Origin of the sequence: Streptomyces sp. FIT100, assembly GCF_024584805.1 — a bacterium.
Classification (GTDB): Bacteria; Actinomycetota; Actinomycetes; order Streptomycetales; family Streptomycetaceae; genus Streptomyces.
This window is the reverse complement of the sequence record NZ_CP075715.1, coordinates 4,967,401-4,985,501: the sequence shown is the minus strand read 5'-3', so window position 1 is coordinate 4,985,501 and position 18,101 is coordinate 4,967,401. Positions and strand designations below refer to the sequence as shown.

17 protein-coding genes and 2 pseudogenes are annotated in these 18,101 nt (G+C 69.6%); 4 read left to right on the top strand and 15 right to left on the bottom strand.

Annotated elements, in window-relative coordinates:
- The first annotated feature begins 69 nt into the window (after nt 1–69).
- The gene (locus tag KK483_RS22610; protein ID WP_262007034.1) at nt 70–1,275 is read left to right on the top strand and encodes a mannosyltransferase family protein; all 1,206 of its coding nucleotides are present in this window, start codon (nt 70–72) and stop codon (nt 1,273–1,275) included.
- Between the two features lie 132 nt (nt 1,276–1,407).
- Here KK483_RS22610 and KK483_RS22605 read toward each other — a convergent pair whose 3' ends face one another.
- Both KK483_RS22605 and KK483_RS22600 read right to left on the bottom strand, forming a co-directional pair.
- Nucleotides 1,408–2,760, bottom strand: coding sequence for a cytochrome P450 (locus KK483_RS22605; RefSeq protein ID WP_262007033.1), 1,353 nt, complete (start codon nt 2,758–2,760; stop codon nt 1,408–1,410).
- A gap of 52 nt (nt 2,761–2,812) precedes the next feature.
- The gene (locus KK483_RS22600; protein WP_262007032.1) at nt 2,813–3,802 is read right to left on the bottom strand and encodes a terpene synthase family protein; all 990 of its coding nucleotides are present in this window, start codon (nt 3,800–3,802) and stop codon (nt 2,813–2,815) included.
- A gap of 248 nt (nt 3,803–4,050) precedes the next feature.
- Between KK483_RS22600 and KK483_RS22595 the strand changes: the two genes are divergently transcribed.
- The gene (locus tag KK483_RS22595; RefSeq protein ID WP_262007031.1) at nt 4,051–4,881 is read left to right on the top strand and encodes an IS5 family transposase; all 831 of its coding nucleotides are present in this window, start codon (nt 4,051–4,053) and stop codon (nt 4,879–4,881) included.
- Nucleotides 4,878–5,300 (top strand): hypothetical protein, encoded by a 423-nt coding sequence (locus KK483_RS22590; RefSeq protein WP_262007030.1) that lies wholly within the window; start codon nt 4,878–4,880, stop codon nt 5,298–5,300. The genes KK483_RS22595 and KK483_RS22590 overlap by 4 nt, the downstream gene beginning before the upstream one ends.
- Nucleotides 5,301–5,378: 78 nt before the next feature.
- On the opposite strand, the gene KK483_RS22585 is transcribed toward KK483_RS22590, so the two are convergent.
- From KK483_RS22585 to KK483_RS22570, 4 genes and pseudogenes are all read right to left on the bottom strand, one after another.
- The gene (locus KK483_RS22585; RefSeq protein ID WP_262007028.1) at nt 5,379–6,773 is read right to left on the bottom strand and encodes a cell wall metabolism sensor histidine kinase WalK; all 1,395 of its coding nucleotides are present in this window, start codon (nt 6,771–6,773) and stop codon (nt 5,379–5,381) included.
- The gene (locus KK483_RS22580; RefSeq protein ID WP_262007027.1) at nt 6,770–7,444 is read right to left on the bottom strand and encodes a response regulator transcription factor; all 675 of its coding nucleotides are present in this window, start codon (nt 7,442–7,444) and stop codon (nt 6,770–6,772) included. Before KK483_RS22580 ends, KK483_RS22585 begins: the two co-directional genes overlap by 4 nt.
- A 116-nt stretch (nt 7,445–7,560) precedes the next feature.
- Nucleotides 7,561–8,298, bottom strand: a complete 738-nt coding sequence (locus KK483_RS22575) for a hypothetical protein (RefSeq protein WP_262007025.1) — start codon at nt 8,296–8,298, stop codon at nt 7,561–7,563.
- Nucleotides 8,299–8,596: 298 nt separating this feature from the next.
- Nucleotides 8,597–8,701 (bottom strand): annotated as a pseudogene (locus KK483_RS22570) (DJ-1/PfpI family protein); the annotation flags it as partial.
- A 274-nt stretch (nt 8,702–8,975) separates the two neighbouring features.
- Between KK483_RS22570 and KK483_RS22565 the strand changes: the two are divergent.
- Nucleotides 8,976–10,232, top strand: a complete 1,257-nt coding sequence (locus tag KK483_RS22565; RefSeq protein WP_262007023.1) for an MFS transporter — start codon at nt 8,976–8,978, stop codon at nt 10,230–10,232.
- Between the two features lie 21 nt (nt 10,233–10,253).
- Here KK483_RS22565 and KK483_RS22560 read toward each other — a convergent pair whose 3' ends face one another.
- The 9 genes and pseudogenes from KK483_RS22560 to KK483_RS22525 all read right to left on the bottom strand — a co-directional run bounded on the left by KK483_RS22560 (nt 10,254) and on the right by KK483_RS22525 (nt 18,013).
- Entirely contained in the window at nt 10,254–10,913 is a 660-nt protein-coding gene (locus tag KK483_RS22560) for a bifunctional 2-polyprenyl-6-hydroxyphenol methylase/3-demethylubiquinol 3-O-methyltransferase UbiG (RefSeq protein WP_262007022.1), read from the bottom strand.
- A gap of 308 nt (nt 10,914–11,221) precedes the next feature.
- The gene (locus KK483_RS22555; protein WP_262007021.1) at nt 11,222–11,398 is read right to left on the bottom strand and encodes a hypothetical protein; all 177 of its coding nucleotides are present in this window, start codon (nt 11,396–11,398) and stop codon (nt 11,222–11,224) included.
- A 42-nt stretch (nt 11,399–11,440) separates the two neighbouring features.
- Nucleotides 11,441–11,764: pseudogene (locus tag KK483_RS35540) on the bottom strand (hypothetical protein); the annotation flags it as partial.
- Nucleotides 11,685–12,302, bottom strand: a complete 618-nt coding sequence (locus tag KK483_RS22550; RefSeq protein ID WP_262007020.1) for a hypothetical protein — start codon at nt 12,300–12,302, stop codon at nt 11,685–11,687. The gene KK483_RS22550 and the pseudogene KK483_RS35540, both read right to left, overlap by 80 nt.
- Nucleotides 12,303–12,413: 111 nt before the next feature.
- Nucleotides 12,414–12,794, bottom strand: coding sequence for a hypothetical protein (locus KK483_RS22545; protein ID WP_262007019.1), 381 nt, complete (start codon nt 12,792–12,794; stop codon nt 12,414–12,416).
- A 688-nt stretch (nt 12,795–13,482) separates the two neighbouring features.
- On the bottom strand, nt 13,483–14,316 hold the full coding sequence (pstB, locus tag KK483_RS22540; protein WP_262007017.1) for a phosphate ABC transporter ATP-binding protein PstB: 834 nt from the start codon (nt 14,314–14,316) through the stop codon (nt 13,483–13,485).
- A gap of 16 nt (nt 14,317–14,332) precedes the next feature.
- Nucleotides 14,333–15,289, bottom strand: coding sequence for a sortase (locus tag KK483_RS22535; RefSeq protein WP_262007016.1), 957 nt, complete (start codon nt 15,287–15,289; stop codon nt 14,333–14,335).
- Nucleotides 15,290–15,400: 111 nt separating this feature from the next.
- Nucleotides 15,401–16,855 (bottom strand): Ig-like domain-containing protein, encoded by a 1,455-nt coding sequence (locus KK483_RS22530; protein WP_262007015.1) that lies wholly within the window; start codon nt 16,853–16,855, stop codon nt 15,401–15,403.
- Between the two features lie 171 nt (nt 16,856–17,026).
- Nucleotides 17,027–18,013: a hypothetical protein gene (locus KK483_RS22525; RefSeq protein WP_262007014.1), complete on the bottom strand. Its 987-nt coding sequence runs from the start codon at nt 18,011–18,013 to the stop codon at nt 17,027–17,029.
- Between the last annotated feature and the right edge of the window lie 88 nt (nt 18,014–18,101).

Sequence of the window (18,101 nt, the reverse complement as noted above, 5' to 3'; positions counted from 1 at the left end):
CCCGTGCCCGGCGGAGGCCCCGGGGCGAAGGTGACCCCGGTACCCCGCCGAGCCACCGGAGCAGCCGCAGTGCCACCGACCGCGACGCACCACCGCCACCGTCTCACCGTCCCCGCCTCCCGTCGGCCCCCGGCCCCGGGAGGCGGCGGCGTACCGGGCCGGCACGCGCGCCTGCTGACCGCGCTCGGCCGGGCGACGCCGGCGCTGTGCGGCTATCTCACGGTCCGGCTCCTCGGCCTACTGGTCCTCGCTCGCTGGGTGCACATCCAGGGCCACGGCCTGTGGCCGACGCTCGCCGCCTCCTGGGACTCCCACTGGTACCTCGGCATCGCCGACCACGGCTACCAGCGCGAGCTCGGCACCGAACTCGACTCGAACAACCTGGCGTTCTTCCCGCTGTATCCCCTGCTGATCAAGGCCGCTGCGGCCGTGACACCGGGCAGCCGGGCATCGGTGGCCCTGGTGCTCGCCGCGCTCGCGTCCCTGGCCGCTGCCTGGGGGATCTTCGCCGTCGGCGACCGCGTGGCCGGCCGGCGCACCGGGACCGTGCTCGCCCTGCTCTGGGGCGCGTCGCCGGTCGGGATCGTCCAGTGGATGGGCTACACGGAATCCCTCTTCACGGCCCTGACGGCCTGGTCGCTGTTCGCGGCGCTGCAAGGCCGCTGGCTGTGGGCGGGCTGGCTGGCGGTCCTCGCCGGCCTGACCCGCCCGACCGGCATCGCGGTCGCCGCGGCCGTATCCGTCTGCGCGCTGCTGGCGTACGTCCGCGCGCGCGAGCGGCGTGCATTGGCGGGGGCCCTGATCGCACCGCTGGGCTGGTGCGGCTTCGTCGCCTGGGTGGGGCAGCGGGTGGGGCGCTGGGACGGCTACTTCGCCGTGCAGAGGCTGTGGCGCAACCCCTGGGACGGCGGCAGGCGCACACTGTGGGAGCTCCGCCAGAACCTCGCCTACGACGCGAGCCCCATGCTGTGGCTGGTCCTGGTGTCGCTCGTCCTGATCGTCTCGGTGGGCCTGTACGCGCTGTGCCTGATGGACCGCCAGCCCCTGGTCCTCGTCGTCTTCACCGGCGTCCTGCTGCTGGTCGTCCTCGGCAGCGGTGGCGTCTACTTCCCCCGCGCGCGCTTCCTGATGCCCGCGTTTCCGCTGCTGCTGCCGATCGCGGCGGCCGTCGCGCGGGCGCGGCGGCCGGTCGCGGTGATGGTGCTGGGCGGGGCGGCGCTGATGTCGGCGTGGCTGGGGGCGTACCAGTTGCTGGTGTGGACCGGACCGCCGTGACGGCTCCTGCGGGGGGAGAGCTCTCAGAGTGCGGTACGTGAGTGATTGCCCGTTTCGCGGTTGGCTGGTGTCGGCGAGAACGGTGAGGATCTGCTGGTAGGCAGGATCACGATCGACGACTGGACAACGCCGTCACCTCACTTCGCGAGGAATAGCTTTCATCAGGAGGTTGGCGGGGTGGTTGGTGGATGTCATGACTCCCCGTACCTGCGCCCATGGGAGCGGCTCCAGATGCCACCGGCTCGCCAGGGCTGCGACCACCGTGGTCATCTCCGCGCGCGCGAACATTTCGCCGATGCACCTGTGCTTTCCAGCGCCGAAGGGAAGGAACGCGCCGCGGGGAGCGGCCTTCTGACCAGGCAGCCAGCGGTCGGGGTCGAACCTCAAGGGGTCGTGGAAGTGGTGCGGGTTCCGGTGTAGGACAAGCGCGCTGAACATGAACTCAGCACCCGGCGGAAACCGGTAGCCCGCAAGTTCGACCTCCGTGGTCGCTCGTCGCAGCGTGACGCCTCCGGGGTTGCGCACGCGCAGCGCTTCGTCCACCACCCGTTGCGTGTACGGGAGATGGCCGAGTTGTTCGAATGAAGGCGCCCCCCCGCTCCTTGTCCGCAGCTCCTCGTGGAGTTCTCGGTCGACAGCGGGGTTCCGGCCCAGCTCATGGAAGAGCCAAGCCAGCCCTCCTGCCGCTGTCTCCGTGCCCGCGACCAGCAATGTGATGAGTTCGTCGTAGACCTGTTGGTCAGTCATGGTGTTGCCGCTGTCGGTGTCCTGGGCCTGCAGGAGCATCGACAGCAGGTCCGGCTGCTCGGTGGGGAGGCCGGCGCGCCGGGTGCGGATGAGGTGGTCGATGGCCTGACGCAGCCGGTCGTGTGCGGCTGTGAGGCGGCGGTTGCCAGGAGTGGGGAGCTTCTGCCAGAGGCCGGTCGGATCGATGGCCCGGTTGTACACGCCGCGGAGCACGACGGGCACGTCGTGACGGATGTCTGCGGCAATGTGCTCGTTGAGTGTGGTCGAGAACAGCGTGGAGGTGACGATGGCGAGGGAGAGGTCAAACATCTCCTGGGTGACATCGATGACCTGTTCGGCCTGCCAGGATGCGACTCGTTGGTCGGCCAGCCGTGCCATGGTTCGCGCGTAGTGATCGATCTGCCGGTGATGGAAGGCCGGCTGCATCAGGCGCCGCTGGCGGAGGTGGTAGGAGCCCTCGGAGGTGGCGAGACCCTCGCCGAGGTAGTCGCGGAGCTTCTCGAAAGAGCGGCCCTTGGCGAAGTGGCCAGCGTCGGCGACCATCACCCGGTCGACGACCTCGGGTCCGGCGAGGACGTAGGTCGGTGTGGGTCCCAGATAGATGGCGACGATCTGGTCATACGCGGTGAGGGAATCGAGGAACTCCAGGGGGCGCCGCCACATTGCGAGCGCGTGACCGATCAGCGGCAGGCGTCCGGGAGCGGTGGGAGGAGTGGTGAGGCGCGTGGCGGTAGCCATGTGTGCCTTCCTTAGGCCGTGTGCCCGTGTCAGTCTGCCGAGTACTGCTACTTCAATGTGTTTTGGCGGGGATCTGGCGGGCGCGGTAGCGGGCGCTTTCTGCGGACCAGGCAGGGTTACCATTCATCCAGCTAGCAAGTCCGTTGAGCATCAGGCGTAGAGCGCATTGTTCGGCGGGCGGTACATGTGGAATGAGCTGTGCGTAGATGTCCTGCTCGGCTTGCAGGAAACGTTCGGTCTGCTGTGTGACCCGGATGGCAATCCGCTCGGCGGCCTCTTGGGGAGAACAGTCGTCTTGGCACTGCAAGACCGCGACGTAGTTGCATAGATCGCCCAGGCTCAGTTCCTTGGGTGCCGAGTAGAGGTCGTTGACCCAGGAGACGACGTTGTTCGCGCTTTCGCGCGCAATGCGGATGAACGGGTGGACGAGTAGGGATTCCGGGAGGGGGTGCCCAGTTGCGGCCTCTGCGATATCGAGGGAGACCAGGACGGCACTCGACGCCAAGCGGTGGGTCCGGTAGGCGTCTTCGGTAAGAGTGACACGGTGAGCGTTGACGAGGGCATGTGTGCGGTAGGAGTTCAGGTACTCCACCAAGTCTGTGGCCAGACGGCGGCACCAGGGGCCCGGCATGTCGGCGGTGGTGCGGGTCCAGAGATCATCCATGGCATCGCGGAATGGCTCAACGTCTGGATGTGGTGCGGGGCAGCGGCCGGAACTGGTGTACACGGAGTTGATGCTGTCCGCGACTAGGCGGGCGAAGTCTTGGTTCCTGCCTGCCGCGGTGTCGTCAAGGATGTCATCGAAGGCGAAGAACCAGCCCATCCAGTCGGCCATGAGCAGGATCTTGTTCTCGTCGGCGTAGGGATAGGTCCATGCGGCGAGGCGGTCAAGGAGGACGGCATCGAACTCCTCACCGTCCGGCCCGTCACCGACCAACCGCATCTGCCTTGACCATGCCCTGAGGTGATCCCGTGCTCGCCGTGCATGAGGGTTGATGTGCGCGGTGTGCGGGGTTGAAAAGGACGGTACGAAGAGGTCCATGCTTCAGTAGGCACCATCACCGGCTCGTGTCGCGACCCGCCGGAGCACCTGAACGGGTTGAACGCGTTGAACGCGTTGAACGTTTATGCGCTAGTGAACGGTCGTAGTCGTCACCCGGTCCATCGGCACACCGCTCCCCGACCTTGAGAGTGCGCTACGTGATCTTCCGTCCGGCTTGCCCTCGCTCGATGGTGTGACGTTGGCATATCGCTGCCGGTCAGCGGTTCGGGGTCCGCTTGGGTTCTGGTATGAGCATGCGCAATCCATTTCCGAGTGATCTCACCGACAAGCAGTGGGTGTTGGTCGAACCGGTGATCACGGCGTGGAAGGCCCGGCACCCCTCGGTCAGCGGCCACCAGGGCAAGTACAAGATGCGGGAGATCGTGAACGCGATCCTGTACCAGAACCGGACGGGCTGCCAGTGGCAGTTCCTGCCCCACGACCTGCCGCCGCCCGGCGCGGTGAAGTACCACTTCCACCTCTGGCGCGACGACGGCACCGACCAGACCATCCATGACCTGATGCGCTGGCAACTGCGGGAGAAGAAGCGGAGGTTAGCCGACCCGAGCCTGGTGGCCATGGACACACAAAGCATCCATGCCGCGGTCGGCGTTCCAGCCGACACGACCGGCAAGGATGCCGCAAAAGGAGTGCCGGGCAGGAAGAGATGCCTGGTCGTGGACGTTTTAGGGCTGATTATCGCGATCGCCGTCCTGCCGGCCTCGGCGCATGACAACGCCGCCGGCATCACTCTCCTCGACGGCGTCGCCGAGCAGACCGACACGGTCACCAAGGCCCTGGTCGACCAAGGCTTCAAGAAGTCGGTCGTCGACCACGGCGCCAGGCTCGGCATCGACGTCGAGATCGTCGAGCGCAACCCCACCGACCAGGGCTTTGTCCCGCAGGCAAAGCGGTGGATCGTGGAGCAGACGAATGGGATCTTGATGTTCTACCGCCGCCTGGTGCGCGACTACGAGCACCGGCTCACCTCGTCCCGCTCCCGCGTCTACTGGGCGATGACCTCCGTCATGGCCCGCCGCCTCACCGACGCCGCCCTTCCCTCCTGGAGGACCGCATGAGCAGGAACATGCAGGTCAAAGCCGTCCTGGAGTACATCGAGATCCGCGAGCGCGAACTGGCCGAACAGGCCGGGCAGATCCGCGTCCGTCTTGAGGAGCTCACCGCGCAGCCGGCCGAACTCGAGGCGGAGAGCGAGAACTCGCACGTCACCCACAAGACCCTCCTGGCCCTGCCCACCCCCGCGTCCGCCGACGAGCCGGACCGTCCCGACGTCCCCGATCACCCCGACTACCAGCAGATCCTCACCGTTCTCGCCGACACCAGCCAGCCGATGCGGGCCCGCGAAGTGTGCCAGGCCCTCGACCTGCCGATCATCGCGAAGAACACCGAAGGCATCCGCGCCAAGCTGAATCGCCTGGTCGCCAGGGGCATCCTCGCCGAGCCCGAACCCGGCTTGTTCGCTCCGCCCAGCACTTGAGCCCCAGCACACACCGGTAACCAGCAACCCTCACCCCAGCTCAACCGCGAAACGGGCAATCAATCACGTACCGCGCTCTCAGACCAGGGCGGGCAGCGAGATCCGCATCCGCAGGCCGTGCCCGTGCTCCAGCGGCTCGGCGGCGACGCCGCCGCCGTATGTCTCGGCGACCTGGCGCACGATGGCGAGGCCGAGCCCCGAGCCGGGCAGTGAACGGGCCGCCGGGGAGCGGTAGAAGCGGTCGAAGACGTACGGCAGGTCCGCCTCCGGGATGCCCGGCCCCTGGTCGGTGACGGTCACCGAACCGCAGGACGTCACGCGCACCAGCACCCGCCCGCCGTCGGGGCTCCACTTGACCGCGTTGTCGACGAGGTTGCCGACGGCGCGCTCCAGGGCGTCGGGGTCCGCGTGCACCAGGCACTCGGACAGCTCCGTACGGAAGGCGACACGGGGAGAGCGGGCCGCGGCACGGGCCACCACCCGCTCGGCCAGCAGATCCAGCCGGGTGTCCTCGGTGTGGACCGGTGCGTGCCCGTAACGGCCCAGGTCCACCAGGTCGTTGACGAGCAGCTTCAGCTCCTCGGCCTGGGTGCGGGCCTCGCGGACCAGCGCCGGGGCCTGCGGGTCGGCCACCCCCCGGGCCTCGTCGAGGAGTTCGAGGTTGGTGGTCAGACTGGTCAGCGGCGTACGCAGCTCGTGGGACGCGTCGGCGACCAGTCGCCGCTGGGCCTTCACCGACTCGTCGACCGCGGCCATCATCGCGGTGAAGGACCGGGCGAGCCGGGCGATCTCGTCCCGGCCCGGGACGTCGATCCGCGCCGTCAGGTCCTGGGTCTGCGTCACATGCTCGACGGTGTCGGTGAGCCGGCGCACGGGACGCAGCACCCGCCCCGCGGCGAGCCGGGCGGCGACCGCGGCGAGCAGGCTGCCGCCGGCGGTGATCGCGACGAGCAGCACCTTCAGCTCGTCGAGGGTGGATTCGACGACCGACTGCCGCACGGCGGTCCGCACCAGGATCCCGTCCCCCGCGTTCAGCGACGTCGTGTAGACCCGGTAGCGCTCCCCCTGGTACTCGACGTCCTGGAAGTAGGGCCCCGTCTTGCCGACGGCCACCAGCATGTCCCGCTCGCTGACGGCGATGAAGCCCGAGGTGGGCCCCCGGCCGGCGGGCCGGGGCAGGAACTGCATCAGCGTCGGACCGACCGTCACCGGCTTGCGGGGGAACGTCTCGGTGAGATGCCGCTTCTTGACCTCCGCGGGGTCGTGCTGCCGGGCGTCCAGCGCCTGCTTCGTCCTGCGCATCAGCGTGTCGAGCAACTGCCCGGCGTCGTGGTCGGCCGCCGACACCAGCGTGCTGTCGTGCTGCCGGTGCAGATTGGCGCTGAGCAGGGGGTAGATGACCAGCGAGGCGAGCACCAGGGCCGCGCACACCACGACGCCGCCCGCGAGGGCGACCCGGCTGCCGAGGCTCACGGCTCCTCCCGCAGGACGTAGCCGAGGCCGCGGACCGTCTGGATGAGCCGGGGCTCGCCCCCGGCCTCCAGCTTGCCGCGCAGATAGCTGACGTACACCCACAGGGCGTTGGACGAGGGGCCGAAGTCGTACCCCCACACCGCGTCGAAGATCAGCGAACGGCTGAGCACGCGGCGCGGATTGCGTACGAAGAGTTCGAGCAGCGCGTACTCGGTCCGGGTCAGCTCCAGCACCCGGTCGCCGCGCCGGGCCCGGCAGGCCGCCACGTCGAACTCGAGGTCGGCGAAGCGGATCACCTCCCCGTGCCCTGCACCGCTGCGCCGCAGCAGGGCGCGGATCCTGGCCCTCAGCTCGTCCAGGGCGAAGGGCTTGACGAGATAGTCGTCGGCGCCCGCGTCCAGCCCGGCCACCCGGTCCTCGACCAGGTCGCGGGCGGTGAGCATGAGGATGGGGGTGCGATCGCCGCGGGACCTGATCCGGCGGCAGACCTCCAGCCCGTTCGGCTCGGGCATCAGTACGTCGAGCACGACGGCGTCCGGGCGGGCGCCCGCGAAGACCTCCATGGCCGCGTTTCCGTTCGCGGCCTCGGAGACCTCGTACCCGTCCCTGGTCAGGGCGCGGGCCAGCGAGAGGCGCACCGCCGCGTCGTCGTCCACCACCATCACACGCATGGCCGTAGTCTCCGTGCAGCGGGATCAGGGTTCGATAAGGACCGGGGGGGGTACGGACGGCCGGGGCGGGACACGGGTGGCCCGGTCCGCGCGCCGGCCGTCACGAGGCAGCGGTGTCAGCTGCCGTTCGGCTGCTGCTCGCGCAGATCCTTCGGCGGACCTTCCCGCAGGTCCTCGCGCAGGTCCTTCCGCGCCTCCTTCAGCGCGTCGGAGAGCTGTTCCGGAGCGACCCCCAACTCCTTGGCGAACGCCGCGAACTCCTTGCTCTCCGGGTCGATGCCCTTCTGCTGCTCGCCGAGCGCGAACAGCTTGTCGACGGCCTTGCGGGCGTCGGCCTCGCCGACCCCGAGCCGGGAGACGAGGCTCTTGACCATCGCGTCGGAGACACGGCCGCGGTCCACCTTCTCCGGGCCCGCCGCATGGCAGATCTTTCCGTCGCGGACCGTCTTCCTCGGGACCGCCTTGCGCACCTTCTCCAGCTGGTCCAGCTTCTCCAGCTTGCCCTTGACGCCGGCACGCTCGTCGCCGATCAGCTCACGGAGCTTCCCGGGAAGCTCCGGGCCCGCCTCCTCCAGCTTCCTCTCGACCCTCAGACGCGGCTCACCGCTCAGCCCGCCGAGCACCGTGCCCCGCTCCGCACGGGCCTCCTTCAGCTTCTTCTCGATCCTGGCGCGGTCCTCGGCGTTCAGCTCCCGGAGCTTCCCCGGAACGACGACGCAGTGCCTGTGCTTGTCGCCCTTGTCCTCGTGGCTCCCGGCCGGCGAGGCAGCGGACGCGGCCACCGACCCGGTCGTCAACGCGGTCACCGCGGCGAACACCGCCGCCGCCGTGAGCCGTCGGGCGTTCATGCGCATGCTCGTTCTCCTTCGCTGTGCGGGTGCGCGGCTCCTGCCGTCGCCCGCCAGTGAGCAGACCATCCACGGCTCAGCGGAACTCTCGGGAAACCTTAGGAACGCCTCAGAACCCGGCGCATACAGACCTGCGGGCCCGGCCCGCGGGTGGCGAGCGAGCTCACCGACCGGGAGCCGCTCGTCGTCGGCGACGGCATTGCCCTGTCGCCGGGGCAGGCCCTTACGGCGCGGTGCGGCGTCGGCCGGTGACCTTGGAGGCGGGGAGGCGGCCGGCGCGGGAGGTGCCGGTGAGGGTCTCGCCGTCGACCGTCACGGCGAAGGCCATGGCACCGGCGTACAGCACCTCGTAGGGGGCGATGGCGTCGAGCGGATCGAAACCGTCGAACAGGACGATCTGAACGTGCATGCGGTGTCCTTGGGGGGCCGGAGCGGATGAGCCGCTTCGACGCTAGGCGCGCGGCGCGGCCCGTCCCAGTGGCACGACTGACACCTTCCAACGGAATCTCGCCAAGCCCTGCGGGCGCGGGCGCGGGGCGACGGAGGCCGGGCGCGAAATTCGCTTGACCGCCAGGGCATACCCGCAGAGGGTTCGTACGCCTCCCTGTGTCGCGGCCCGCACCGTCACGGACGGCATGCTCCAGGCCACAGCACGGACTTCTCGCAGCTCGAAGGAAGCCTGAATGGTCCCGCCCGACCTCGCGCGCCCCCGCCTCTGGACCTGGAACTTCAGCCTCTACTTCACTGCCCGCATCGCGTCGATGCTGGGCGACGCGATGATCCCCGTCGCGCTGTCGGTCGCGATGCTGTCGCTCGGGTACGGGGTGAGCGCGGTCGGGTTCGCGCTCGCCGCCTGGATGGGGGCGTTCGCGCTCTTCGTCGTCTTCGGCGGGGTGTTCGCGGACCGCTTCCACCCCAGACCGCTGATGATCGGAGCGGACGCGGCCCGGAGCCTGCTCATGGGCGCGCTCGCGGCCTACTTCTGGGTCGGCCGGGCGCCGTTGTGGTTCATCGTCGGCGTGGCCGCGCTCGGCGGGACCGCGACCGCGATGTTCCAGCCCGGCGTGTCCAGCCTGGTCCCACAGGTCGCCGCCGACCCCCACCACGCCAACGGAGTGCTGCGCGTCGCCCAGGGGCTCTCCACGATGGCCGGGCCGGCGCTCGCCGGGACGCTCGTCGCCACCGTCTCGGTGGCCCCCGTCTTTGCGGTCGTCGCCGCCACGTTCGCGGTGAGCGGGGTCTGCCTGGTGGCGCTGCGGCTGCCCCCGTTCGTGGTGGACCGTTCGGCCTCCACGCTCGCGAACCTGCGGACCGGCTGGGACGAGTTCCGTTCCCGGTCCTGGATGTGGTCGGTCATCCTGATCTGGTGGTTCCTGGGCATCTTCGTCTGGGGCCCGATCACCCCGCTCGGCGCCGCCGCCATCATCGACGCGCACGGCAAGGCCGCGTTCGGGTACGCCGAGGCGGCGTTCGGCGCCGGCTGCGTACTCGGCGGCCTGGTCGCGATCCGGGTCCGCCCGTCCCGCCCGCTGCTCGGCGGCGGGCTCGCGATGTTCCTGTTCCCGCTGATGCCGCTCGCGGCGGCCCTGGTCCCCGCCCTGCCGCTGCTCCTGCTCGGGTACGGGGTGAGCGGGATCGGCTGGGCGTTCTGGGGCGTCCAGTGGGCCACCACCGTGCAGACCCAGATCTCCGAGGACCGGCTCAACCGCGTGACGGCCTACGAGATCGCGGGCTCGATCCTCGCCGCCCCGTTCGGCCAGGCCATCGCCGGCCCCGTCAGCGCCCTCTTCACCATCCGCGACCTCCTGCTGGTCGGGACCCTCATCGCCCTCTGCTGCGCCATCGCCCTCATCGCCGTCTCCCCTGTGCGCCGGCTCCCCCGCGTCCGGGTCACACCGCCTGCCGCGCGCTCCCACCACCCGACCGTGCCCACGGGATGACCGGCCGGCCGCCCCCACTGCTCAACGGGCGTGCCATACGAGCGAGTAGCGCCAGAACAGCCGACGCCGCAGCCGCGCCCCGGGCAGCACGGCGCGGGCTTCGCGGACGATGTCGGGGAAGCTCATCTCCGCCGGCCGGGTCCGGGCCGTCATCGCGACCGGACGCGGCGCCGGACGGCCCCTGTTCTTGAGCCAGCCCGTGGCGGCGTTGAGCGGAACGGCCGCGTAGCCGAGGAGGTGGTCCACGGGTGTCCGCGCGCGGTACAGGCCGACGACCACCAGGGTCCCTCCGGGTGCCAAGTGGCGCCGGAAGGCTCTGAGGGCATCGCCGAACGGCAAGTGGTGGATCGTGGCGACGCAGGTGATGACGTCGTACGGACCGGCGGCCGGGATCCCGGTCGGCGCGTCCGCGACGGTGAAGGTGACCGGCGCCTCCGGGGACGTCAGCTCCTGCGCCCGGGCCACGATCGCCGGGTCGGTGTCGATTCCCCGCACCTCGGCGGCGCGTACGGCCAGGAGTCCGGCCAGGTCACCGCTGCCGCAGCCGACGTCAAGGGCGGTGTCGAAGCGCCGGGGGACCTGCCGCAGGATCCACCGGTGGTAATGGGCGTTGTGGTCCCAGGGGTGCGCGGCGTTGAACCGCTCGAGCGCGCCGAGGACGCGGTGCGGCAGTGTCGTCATGGCGCCCAGTCCATCACCTCGGAGCAGCAGGTCTCCAGGGGCCAGCCCGAGGGTGGACGGCTCCGGAAGCCGGCAGCCGCCGACCGCTCTCCCGCCGTGGTCGCGGCACGTTCGGTCCGACGGGACCGGTCACGACCGCATGCGGAACCGAACGGCGCGGTGACTCCGTGGTCGGGCCGGGCGCTTGCGCCACGAGTCGGCCGACGGCCCACCGCAATCGCCCCCCGGCGCGGACCACGAGTGGCCCCGCACCGCCCTGGACGCCCTGGACTGGACGCCCAGGTCGCCTGAGCCCTGAGCGCCGTCTCTCAGCCCTCTCCGCCCTGACCGGGGCCGGGGAAGTCTGCGTAAGCGGTGACCTGGGGGTGCGACCGGGCCCACTCGCGGAGCCGGGGCCCGACGTCCCCGTAGATCTCCGCGTACACCATCTCGGCGCACTGCCCCACCCGCGTCAGCAGATCCGCGGCACGTTCGTTGTGGGCCATGGCCGCATCCTCGTCGGCGTACTCCTCCAGCACCAGGTAACTGCCCTCGTCACCGGCCGAGAACCACCGGTAGGCAAGGGTCCCGGGCTCCTCGGCGGCCCGGTCGCGCAGCGCAAGTGCCAGCGCCTCGAAGCCGCCTGCTGTTGACCGTCCCGGATGTCGAACCGCGCTCGGACGAAGATGCTCATGCGGGTCATTCCAGCAGACGGGCGGGACCGGCGCCCTGACTGCCGGACGCCCCGCGCGGGGCACCCGCCAGTTGGTTGACCTGGTCCCGCCCAGCCGGTCAGCTCTCGCCGGTGAAGGCGACCGAACCGCAGTTGGCGAGCGGGCCGAAGCCGTGGAGTTCGGTGATCGCCGCGTCATAGCAGACGAGCGAGCCGCGGCCGACGAACGCCGCGGCGATCGCCGTCTCTGTCAGCCGGGCCGTTTCGACGACGACGTAGACGTCACGGGCGATCGGGAAGCTCGTGTTGAAGGTGAAGGACTGCGTGTACGGGTCCACGCCGTCGACGGGACGGATGTCCGCGGCACCGAGACGGTTCGTCGCGGCGCCGTTGACCTGGGCGATGAACTGGGGGATCGAGAACGGCATGAGATCGCCCTCGTTGACCAGCGAACGGCCGTCGTGCTCCTCGGCCCCGCCGACGCAGGACGGCGGCATGGTGGAGCTGATCCCCATCACCGCAGCCCAGTACGCGCCCGTACCCGAACCGACCTCCGGGAGCAGCGGCCTCACGGCGATGGCGCGACCGCCCACGTCGACCGTGGTGACCTTGCACCGGTAGATGTCCTGCAGCTCGGCCGTGGTGAAGTCGTGGTCCACCAGACCGCTGTCCGTGCGCACCGCCACGGTCACACCGTCCCTGGCGAACCGGAGCCAGCTCAAGTCGTTGGTGGACATGTTGTTCGGCCCTCGCGTCACGCCCGCGAAGTCGAGGCAGTGCGTGCCGAGCGCGATGTCGTTGTTCAGCGCGGCGATGGCCGCCGAGCCGTCGAGCGCGACGGCCGCACTTCATCGCCGGATTACCGGTGAGACACGCTCCAGGTAGCTGAATCCGGTGTCCGGGCCGAGGCAGCTCTGCAACGTGATGTCGCCCCAGTAGAGACCGCTGTTGGAACCGCCCTGTCCCGGGGTGATGTAGTTGGCGTACACCCGGTACTTCAGCTCGCCCTTGGGGCCGGTGATCCTGACCTCTGTGCCCACGGGCAGGTCGGCGAAGTGGTCGAATCCGCAGAAGTCGTGCCCGACGATCACCGAGGTGTTCATCTCGAACCCGTTCTCCTTGCCCGGGACCGGCCCCTCGAACAGGACCGCCGCGCTGCAGGCGTCCACCTCTTCCTGGCCGCCGCGGATCAGCGGGCGGGACCACCTGCCGATGTGGATGGTCGTCACGCTCGGGTCGGGTGTCGACTTCTGAGCCGGGGAGATGAGGGGGGCAGGTTTCGCGGTGGTTGGAGTGCCGGGCGCCGAAGGCTTGGCCGGGAGGGACTTGCTGCTCTCCGGCGTCGTGCTCCGCGGGTGCTTGGGGGCCTTTGTCGGCGCGTGGGACGAAGGGAGTCGCGCCGCGCCCCGCCCCGCGGCGCTGCCTTGGGGCGCGGGCTTCGGCGCCGGGGCGGAGGGTGCACCGGTAAGGGTGGCGCCCGGCGCTGGGGGTGCGCTTGAGGGGCGGTCCCAGTCGGCGTTCGTCTGGCGGGAGGGAGTCCCTGGGCCGGCGCACGCGGATAGCAACCCCACGACGGCAGCTCCCACGACGGCGGCGAGCGGGCGTGAGAGGCCGCCCCGTCGCCCAGGTCCGCTCACCCTGCGGCGTGTGGCATGCAGGACCACGGCGCCCTCCCTCTTCTCCTGACGGTGGATCGACATTCGTGCCTGTGGCGTCAGCTCTCGCCTTGTGCTGCGACGGACCCGCAGTTCAGGAGAGTCCGAAGCAGTAGGTCCCGATAGTCACGAACTCGTAGTCGCTCTCAACGGACTTGGCGACGCATCTGCCGAGGGGTCGTAAGACCCCCAAGAGCCGACCGCCGTCCTCGGCCGTGGCATTCAGCAGGACCGTGACCGTGGGTCGGCAAGGACGGGCTCGTCAGCCGAAGCGGCCGTTGACGTAGTCGGACGTCCTTTGATCCTGAGGCGAGTTGAACATGGTCTCTGTCGGGCCGTGCTCGACGATCACGCCCGGGGTGCCCTGCTCGGCGAGGAAGAAGGCGCACTGGTCCGAGACGCGCTGGGCCTGCTGCATGTTGTGGGTGACGATGACGATGGTCACCTCGCCCTTCAGCTCCCCGATGGTCTGCTCGATGCGGCGCGTCGACGTCGGGTCGAGGGCTGAGCACGGCTCGTCCATCAGCAGCACGCGCGGGCGCACGGCCAGCGAACGGGCGATGCAGAGGCGCTGCTGCTGACCGCCGGAGAGTGCACCGCCGGGCTGGCGAAGACGGTCGCGGACCTCCTTCCAGAGGCCGCCCTTGGTGAGGCACTCCTCGACCAGGTCGTCCCTGTCGGCGCGCGACGCCTTGATGCCGTTCATCTTCAGACCGGCGAGGACGTTGTCGTAGATGGACATCGCCGGGAAGGGGTTCGGCTTCTGGAACACCATGCCGATCTCGCGGCGCGCGTGGGTGATGCGGCGGCCGCGGTCGTAGATGTCGTCGCCGTCGAGCAGCACCTGCCCGGCGAGGGAGGCGGAGCCGACCAGTTCGTGCATCCGGTTGAGGATGCGCAGGAACGTCGATTTGCCACAGCCGGAGGGGCCGATGAGGGCCGACACCTTCTGTGCGGGCATGGACAGCGACACCCGGTCGAGGACCTTGTGGTCGCCGAACCAGGCGGAGATGTCGCGGGCTTCGAGCGTCGCGGGCCGGGCGGCTCCGACGGCGGGCAGCTTGACGGTGGAGACGTTGGTGTCGGTGATGGTCATGTCAGGGCACCTCGGGTCAGAGCAGGTTCGGGAGGAGACGGGTTACGGCGCCGGAGAGGGCGATGCCCACGGCCGTGAGAACGGGGAGGCCGACGATCCATGTCTGCCAGTGGCCCCAGCGGCGGTACAGCCACGTGACGGCACCGGCGACCACGAGGAGCAGCTGGCTCCACAGCAGGATCAGCAGCCACGCGGAGTTGTCCCCTTCGAGCGCCTCCTCGGCCTTGCTCATCTGGGCAGGGCTGAGTACACGGCTGGGACGCTGCTGGACGTCGGACGTCAGCTCGGCGTCGACGCGGAGCACCCCCGAGGGGGTGTACGGGGAGCCGGTGGCGGTGACGAGGGTGAGCAGGCCCTGGCCCTGTTTGGCGACCGGTACGCGGTCGCCGGCCCGCCGGACGCCGATGACCTGGTACGTGTGCTTGCCCTGACCGGTCGTCACCTCGATCCGATTGCCCGGCTTGAGCTGGTCGATGGCCTGGAACGGGCTGCCGTAGCCCCACTGGCGCCCCATGATGACGCTGGTGCCGGGCTGACCCGGCAGGGCCGACTTCCGGCTGTGGCCGGGCCCGCCGGTGAGAACCGAGGACGTCGTACCCTCAACGACCACCTCACGCAGGCCGATCGCCGGGGCGCGGAGGATGGCGACGGGAGCGCCGGGGGTCAGCAACTTGCCGTTGATGTCGGTCTGACCGACGGGGGCGACGCCTTCGGCGAGCTGCTTGCGAAGATCGGCGTAGCCGATCTGCTGGGCCCTGGCGTGCTGGAGGTGCCCGACGACGGTGAGGTTGGCGACGAAGCCGAGGAGCAGTGCCGCGAAGATCAGCAGCGCCGCTCCGGGGATGGCGAACGCCGGGTCGGACGGCGGGCGTTCGGACGGGGAATCGGTGGTCTTGTCAGCCGGCGAACCGTCCGTCGGCGGCTTCCATACAGCCGCGGCGTCGGTCTCGGGCGGAGACGACAGAACGGTCACGGTGACGCGCTCCTCGGTCGATGTCGATCAGTTGGTGTGGCGCGGTTGATGTCGAACCGGGCTGACAGGGGCGGTTGCCGGTTGCCCCTGTCAGCCCGCGGTTCGGGTTGCTCAGTCGCGAGGAGTCGGGCCGAAGCTCAGCAGCCGGCCGGAACGGTGCGCGTGGTAGACGACGAAGCCGCCGACCGCGAGCAGCAGCGCGGCGAGGATGCCGAGGGACAGGCCCACGGAACCGGTGGACGCGAGAGGACCGGGGTTCTCCTCCCTACCGCCGGTGCCGCCGTCGGCAGCGCCGCCGGTGTCGGTACCGCCGACGTCCACACCACCGGCGTCGGTACCGCCGGCGACGGCGCCCTCAGTGGCGCCCTCGGTCGCGCCCTCAGTGGCGCCTTCCGTCTCCCCCTCGGTGGCGCCCTCGGTCTCGCCCTCCGTGGTGCCTTCCGTGCCTTCCGTGGCGCCCTCGGTCTCGCCGCCCGCCTCACCGACGGTGAAGGCGAAGTCGACCTTGGTGCCGCCGGTGGCCCCGGTGAACGAGAGCGTGGCGTTGCCGTCCGCGGCGTCCTCGGGCACGGTGAACTCGTAGTCGTTCAGGGTGCCCTGCTTGTCGGCCTTGCCGCCGTCGAGGGCGGCCTCGCTGCCGGAGAGGGCGACGGCGACTTCCTCCTCGGGGCCGAAGCCCTTGACGGAGAGTTTGACCTTCTGCCTCGGTGCGAGAGTCGCGTTCGGCTCGACGCTGTCGCCGTTCTCGTCGCGGGCGACCAGGGAGGCGGGGTCGACGACCGCGTAGTCCGCGATCTGCGGCGCACTACTGCCGGTGAACTTCAGAGGGTCGTCCGGGATGAAGAGGGCATCCAATTCCAAACTCCGCACGCCATTACCCGGGAGAGGCGCCGCGGTCACCTCCAGGGAGGCGACTCCGCCGACCACGGGCACCGGAGTGCCTGAGTTGTTACCCCCGACCTTGAACTGGAACGATCCCACCGCGTCTGCGGGCTGCACAGTCGCAGTCAGCGTGTACTTCTGCCCGATGCGCGACTGCTTGGCCGGCTCCACCGAGAGATTCGACGACGTCTCCACCGCGGGCACCACCACCTCCTTCACCTGCCAAGTGGAGTTGTTGGCGATTTCAACCGCGAAGGTAAAGGTCTGGTCGAGCAAGTCGTCCGCGTCTGTCGGCGTCAGATCAGTGGCCGACTGGCACGTGACTCGCATCTCGTACACGCCGTTCTCCGGATTGGGAAGGGCCGAACTGAACGCTCTGCGATTGGGCGGCAGCGTGGGAGCCTGGAATGTGAATGGCGCCTGCCCGTAATCCCCTCCGCTGATGCTCTTGAAGATGAACCCCAATTTCCCGTCCGGCTTGAGCACGGATACGTAGAGCTTGTCGCGGTGACCTTCGGGGCACGCTTGGTCCACCGTGGCCTCGGTGAACATCGGATTGGCGGTGATGTTACCGCTGGTCTCCTTCAGCGTGACGGTTCCTGCCAACGCCGCATTTGCCGGCTGTGCTGTGATGACCGCCACTCCCGCGGTCAGGAACAGCGCCATCACCGCCAGGATGACCATGTGGAGTCTGCGTTTCATTTCAACTGCCCCCCAGGGGATCGTGGTGGGATTCCGCGCCTTCCCTGGAGAACCGCGGAATCTGCGGCCGCTGAAGGCCGGTGGCGGACACGCCCGGAGCCGGGCACCTGGAGGGTGCCCGGCCGGACGTTCAGTTGCGGTGCTGGTGCAACGTCAGTTCTTGCCGGTGAAGGCGACCGAGCCGCAGTCCGCGAGCGGACCGAAACCGTAGGTCTCGATGACCGCCGAGTCGCAGGCCTCGGAGCCGGTGCCGACGAAGGCCGCCGCGATGTTCGTCTCGCCCAGACGCGTGGTCTTGACGACGTTGTAGACGTCACGGACGATCGGGAACGCCGTGTTCAGCTTGAACTCCGCGGTGTAGGGAGCCACACCGCCGATGGGACGGACGTCCGCGTCACCGAGACGGTCCGGGGCGACACCATTGACCTGGGCGATGTACTGAGCGATGGAGAACGGCATCAGGTCGCCCTGGTTGAGCAGCGCGCGGCCGTCGTGCTCCTGGACCGGCTGGCCACCGTTGGTGTCCTTGACGCAGGAGGGCGGCGTCACGTCGTTGATGCCCATCTCGGTGGCCCAGTAGGTGCGCGTACCGGAACCGGCCTGCGGGAGCAGCGGGTTGAGCGTGATGTTGCCGACACCGGGAACGTTGATCACGGTGGTGCTGCACTGGTAGATCGACTGCAGCTGGGCCTTGGTGAAGCTGTGGTTGATCAGACCGCTGTCCGTGCGGACGGCCACGGTCACCGCGTCCTTGGCGAGCTTGACCCAGCTCAGGTCGTTGGTGGACGTGTCCTTCGGGCCGCGGGAAGAACGGGCGGCGTCGATGCAGTTGGTGCCGGCGGCGATGTCGGCGACCAGCGCGCTGATACCGGCCGAGGAGCCGTTCGGGCGCGCCACGCTGTCACAGACGCCGGCGGCCGAGCGGGTGTCGATCGTCGCCGAGCCGGTCGCGTCGTAGGAACCGATCAGGCTGCCAGCGGCGCTGATGCCGTTCATGACCTCCTGGGTGGTGTCCGAACCGACCGCGACGACCGGACGGAAACCGGTCGGGTCGGCCTGCGCGGGGGCGCCGAGGACGCCGACACCCAGAGCTGCGGCGCCGAGGACGACACCCACGCGCTTGACGGACTTCGCGTTCATTTTTCCTCCGTGATTCGGATGGAACTAGAAACGAGACACTGCACAGAATCCTGGATTCTTTTCTGCACCCAAACCCGTCGGCCGGGCA

Excerpts from the sequence above, each read along its gene's own strand:
- KK483_RS22605 (WP_262007033.1), bottom strand. The coding sequence starts at position 2,760 with ATGGCTACCGCCACGCGCCTCACCACTCCTCCCACCGCTCCCGGACGC.
- KK483_RS22600 (WP_262007032.1), bottom strand. The coding sequence starts at position 3,802 with ATGGACCTCTTCGTACCGTCCTTTTCAACCCCGCACACCGCGCACATC.
- KK483_RS22595 (WP_262007031.1), top strand. The coding sequence starts at position 4,051 with ATGAGCATGCGCAATCCATTTCCGAGTGATCTCACCGACAAGCAGTGG.
- KK483_RS22590 (WP_262007030.1), top strand. The coding sequence starts at position 4,878 with ATGAGCAGGAACATGCAGGTCAAAGCCGTCCTGGAGTACATCGAGATC.
- KK483_RS22580 (WP_262007027.1), bottom strand. The coding sequence starts at position 7,444 with ATGCGTGTGATGGTGGTGGACGACGACGCGGCGGTGCGCCTCTCGCTG.
- KK483_RS22575 (WP_262007025.1), bottom strand. The coding sequence starts at position 8,298 with ATGCGCATGAACGCCCGACGGCTCACGGCGGCGGCGGTGTTCGCCGCG.
- KK483_RS22565 (WP_262007023.1), top strand. The coding sequence starts at position 8,976 with ATGGTCCCGCCCGACCTCGCGCGCCCCCGCCTCTGGACCTGGAACTTC.
- KK483_RS22560 (WP_262007022.1), bottom strand. The coding sequence starts at position 10,913 with ATGACGACACTGCCGCACCGCGTCCTCGGCGCGCTCGAGCGGTTCAAC.
- KK483_RS22555 (WP_262007021.1), bottom strand. The coding sequence starts at position 11,398 with ATGGCCCACAACGAACGTGCCGCGGATCTGCTGACGCGGGTGGGGCAG.
- KK483_RS22550 (WP_262007020.1), bottom strand. The coding sequence starts at position 12,302 with ATGTCCACCAACGACTTGAGCTGGCTCCGGTTCGCCAGGGACGGTGTG.
- pstB (WP_262007017.1), bottom strand. The coding sequence starts at position 14,316 with ATGACCATCACCGACACCAACGTCTCCACCGTCAAGCTGCCCGCCGTC.
- KK483_RS22530 (WP_262007015.1), bottom strand. The coding sequence starts at position 16,855 with ATGGTCATCCTGGCGGTGATGGCGCTGTTCCTGACCGCGGGAGTGGCG.
- KK483_RS22525 (WP_262007014.1), bottom strand. The coding sequence starts at position 18,013 with ATGAACGCGAAGTCCGTCAAGCGCGTGGGTGTCGTCCTCGGCGCCGCA.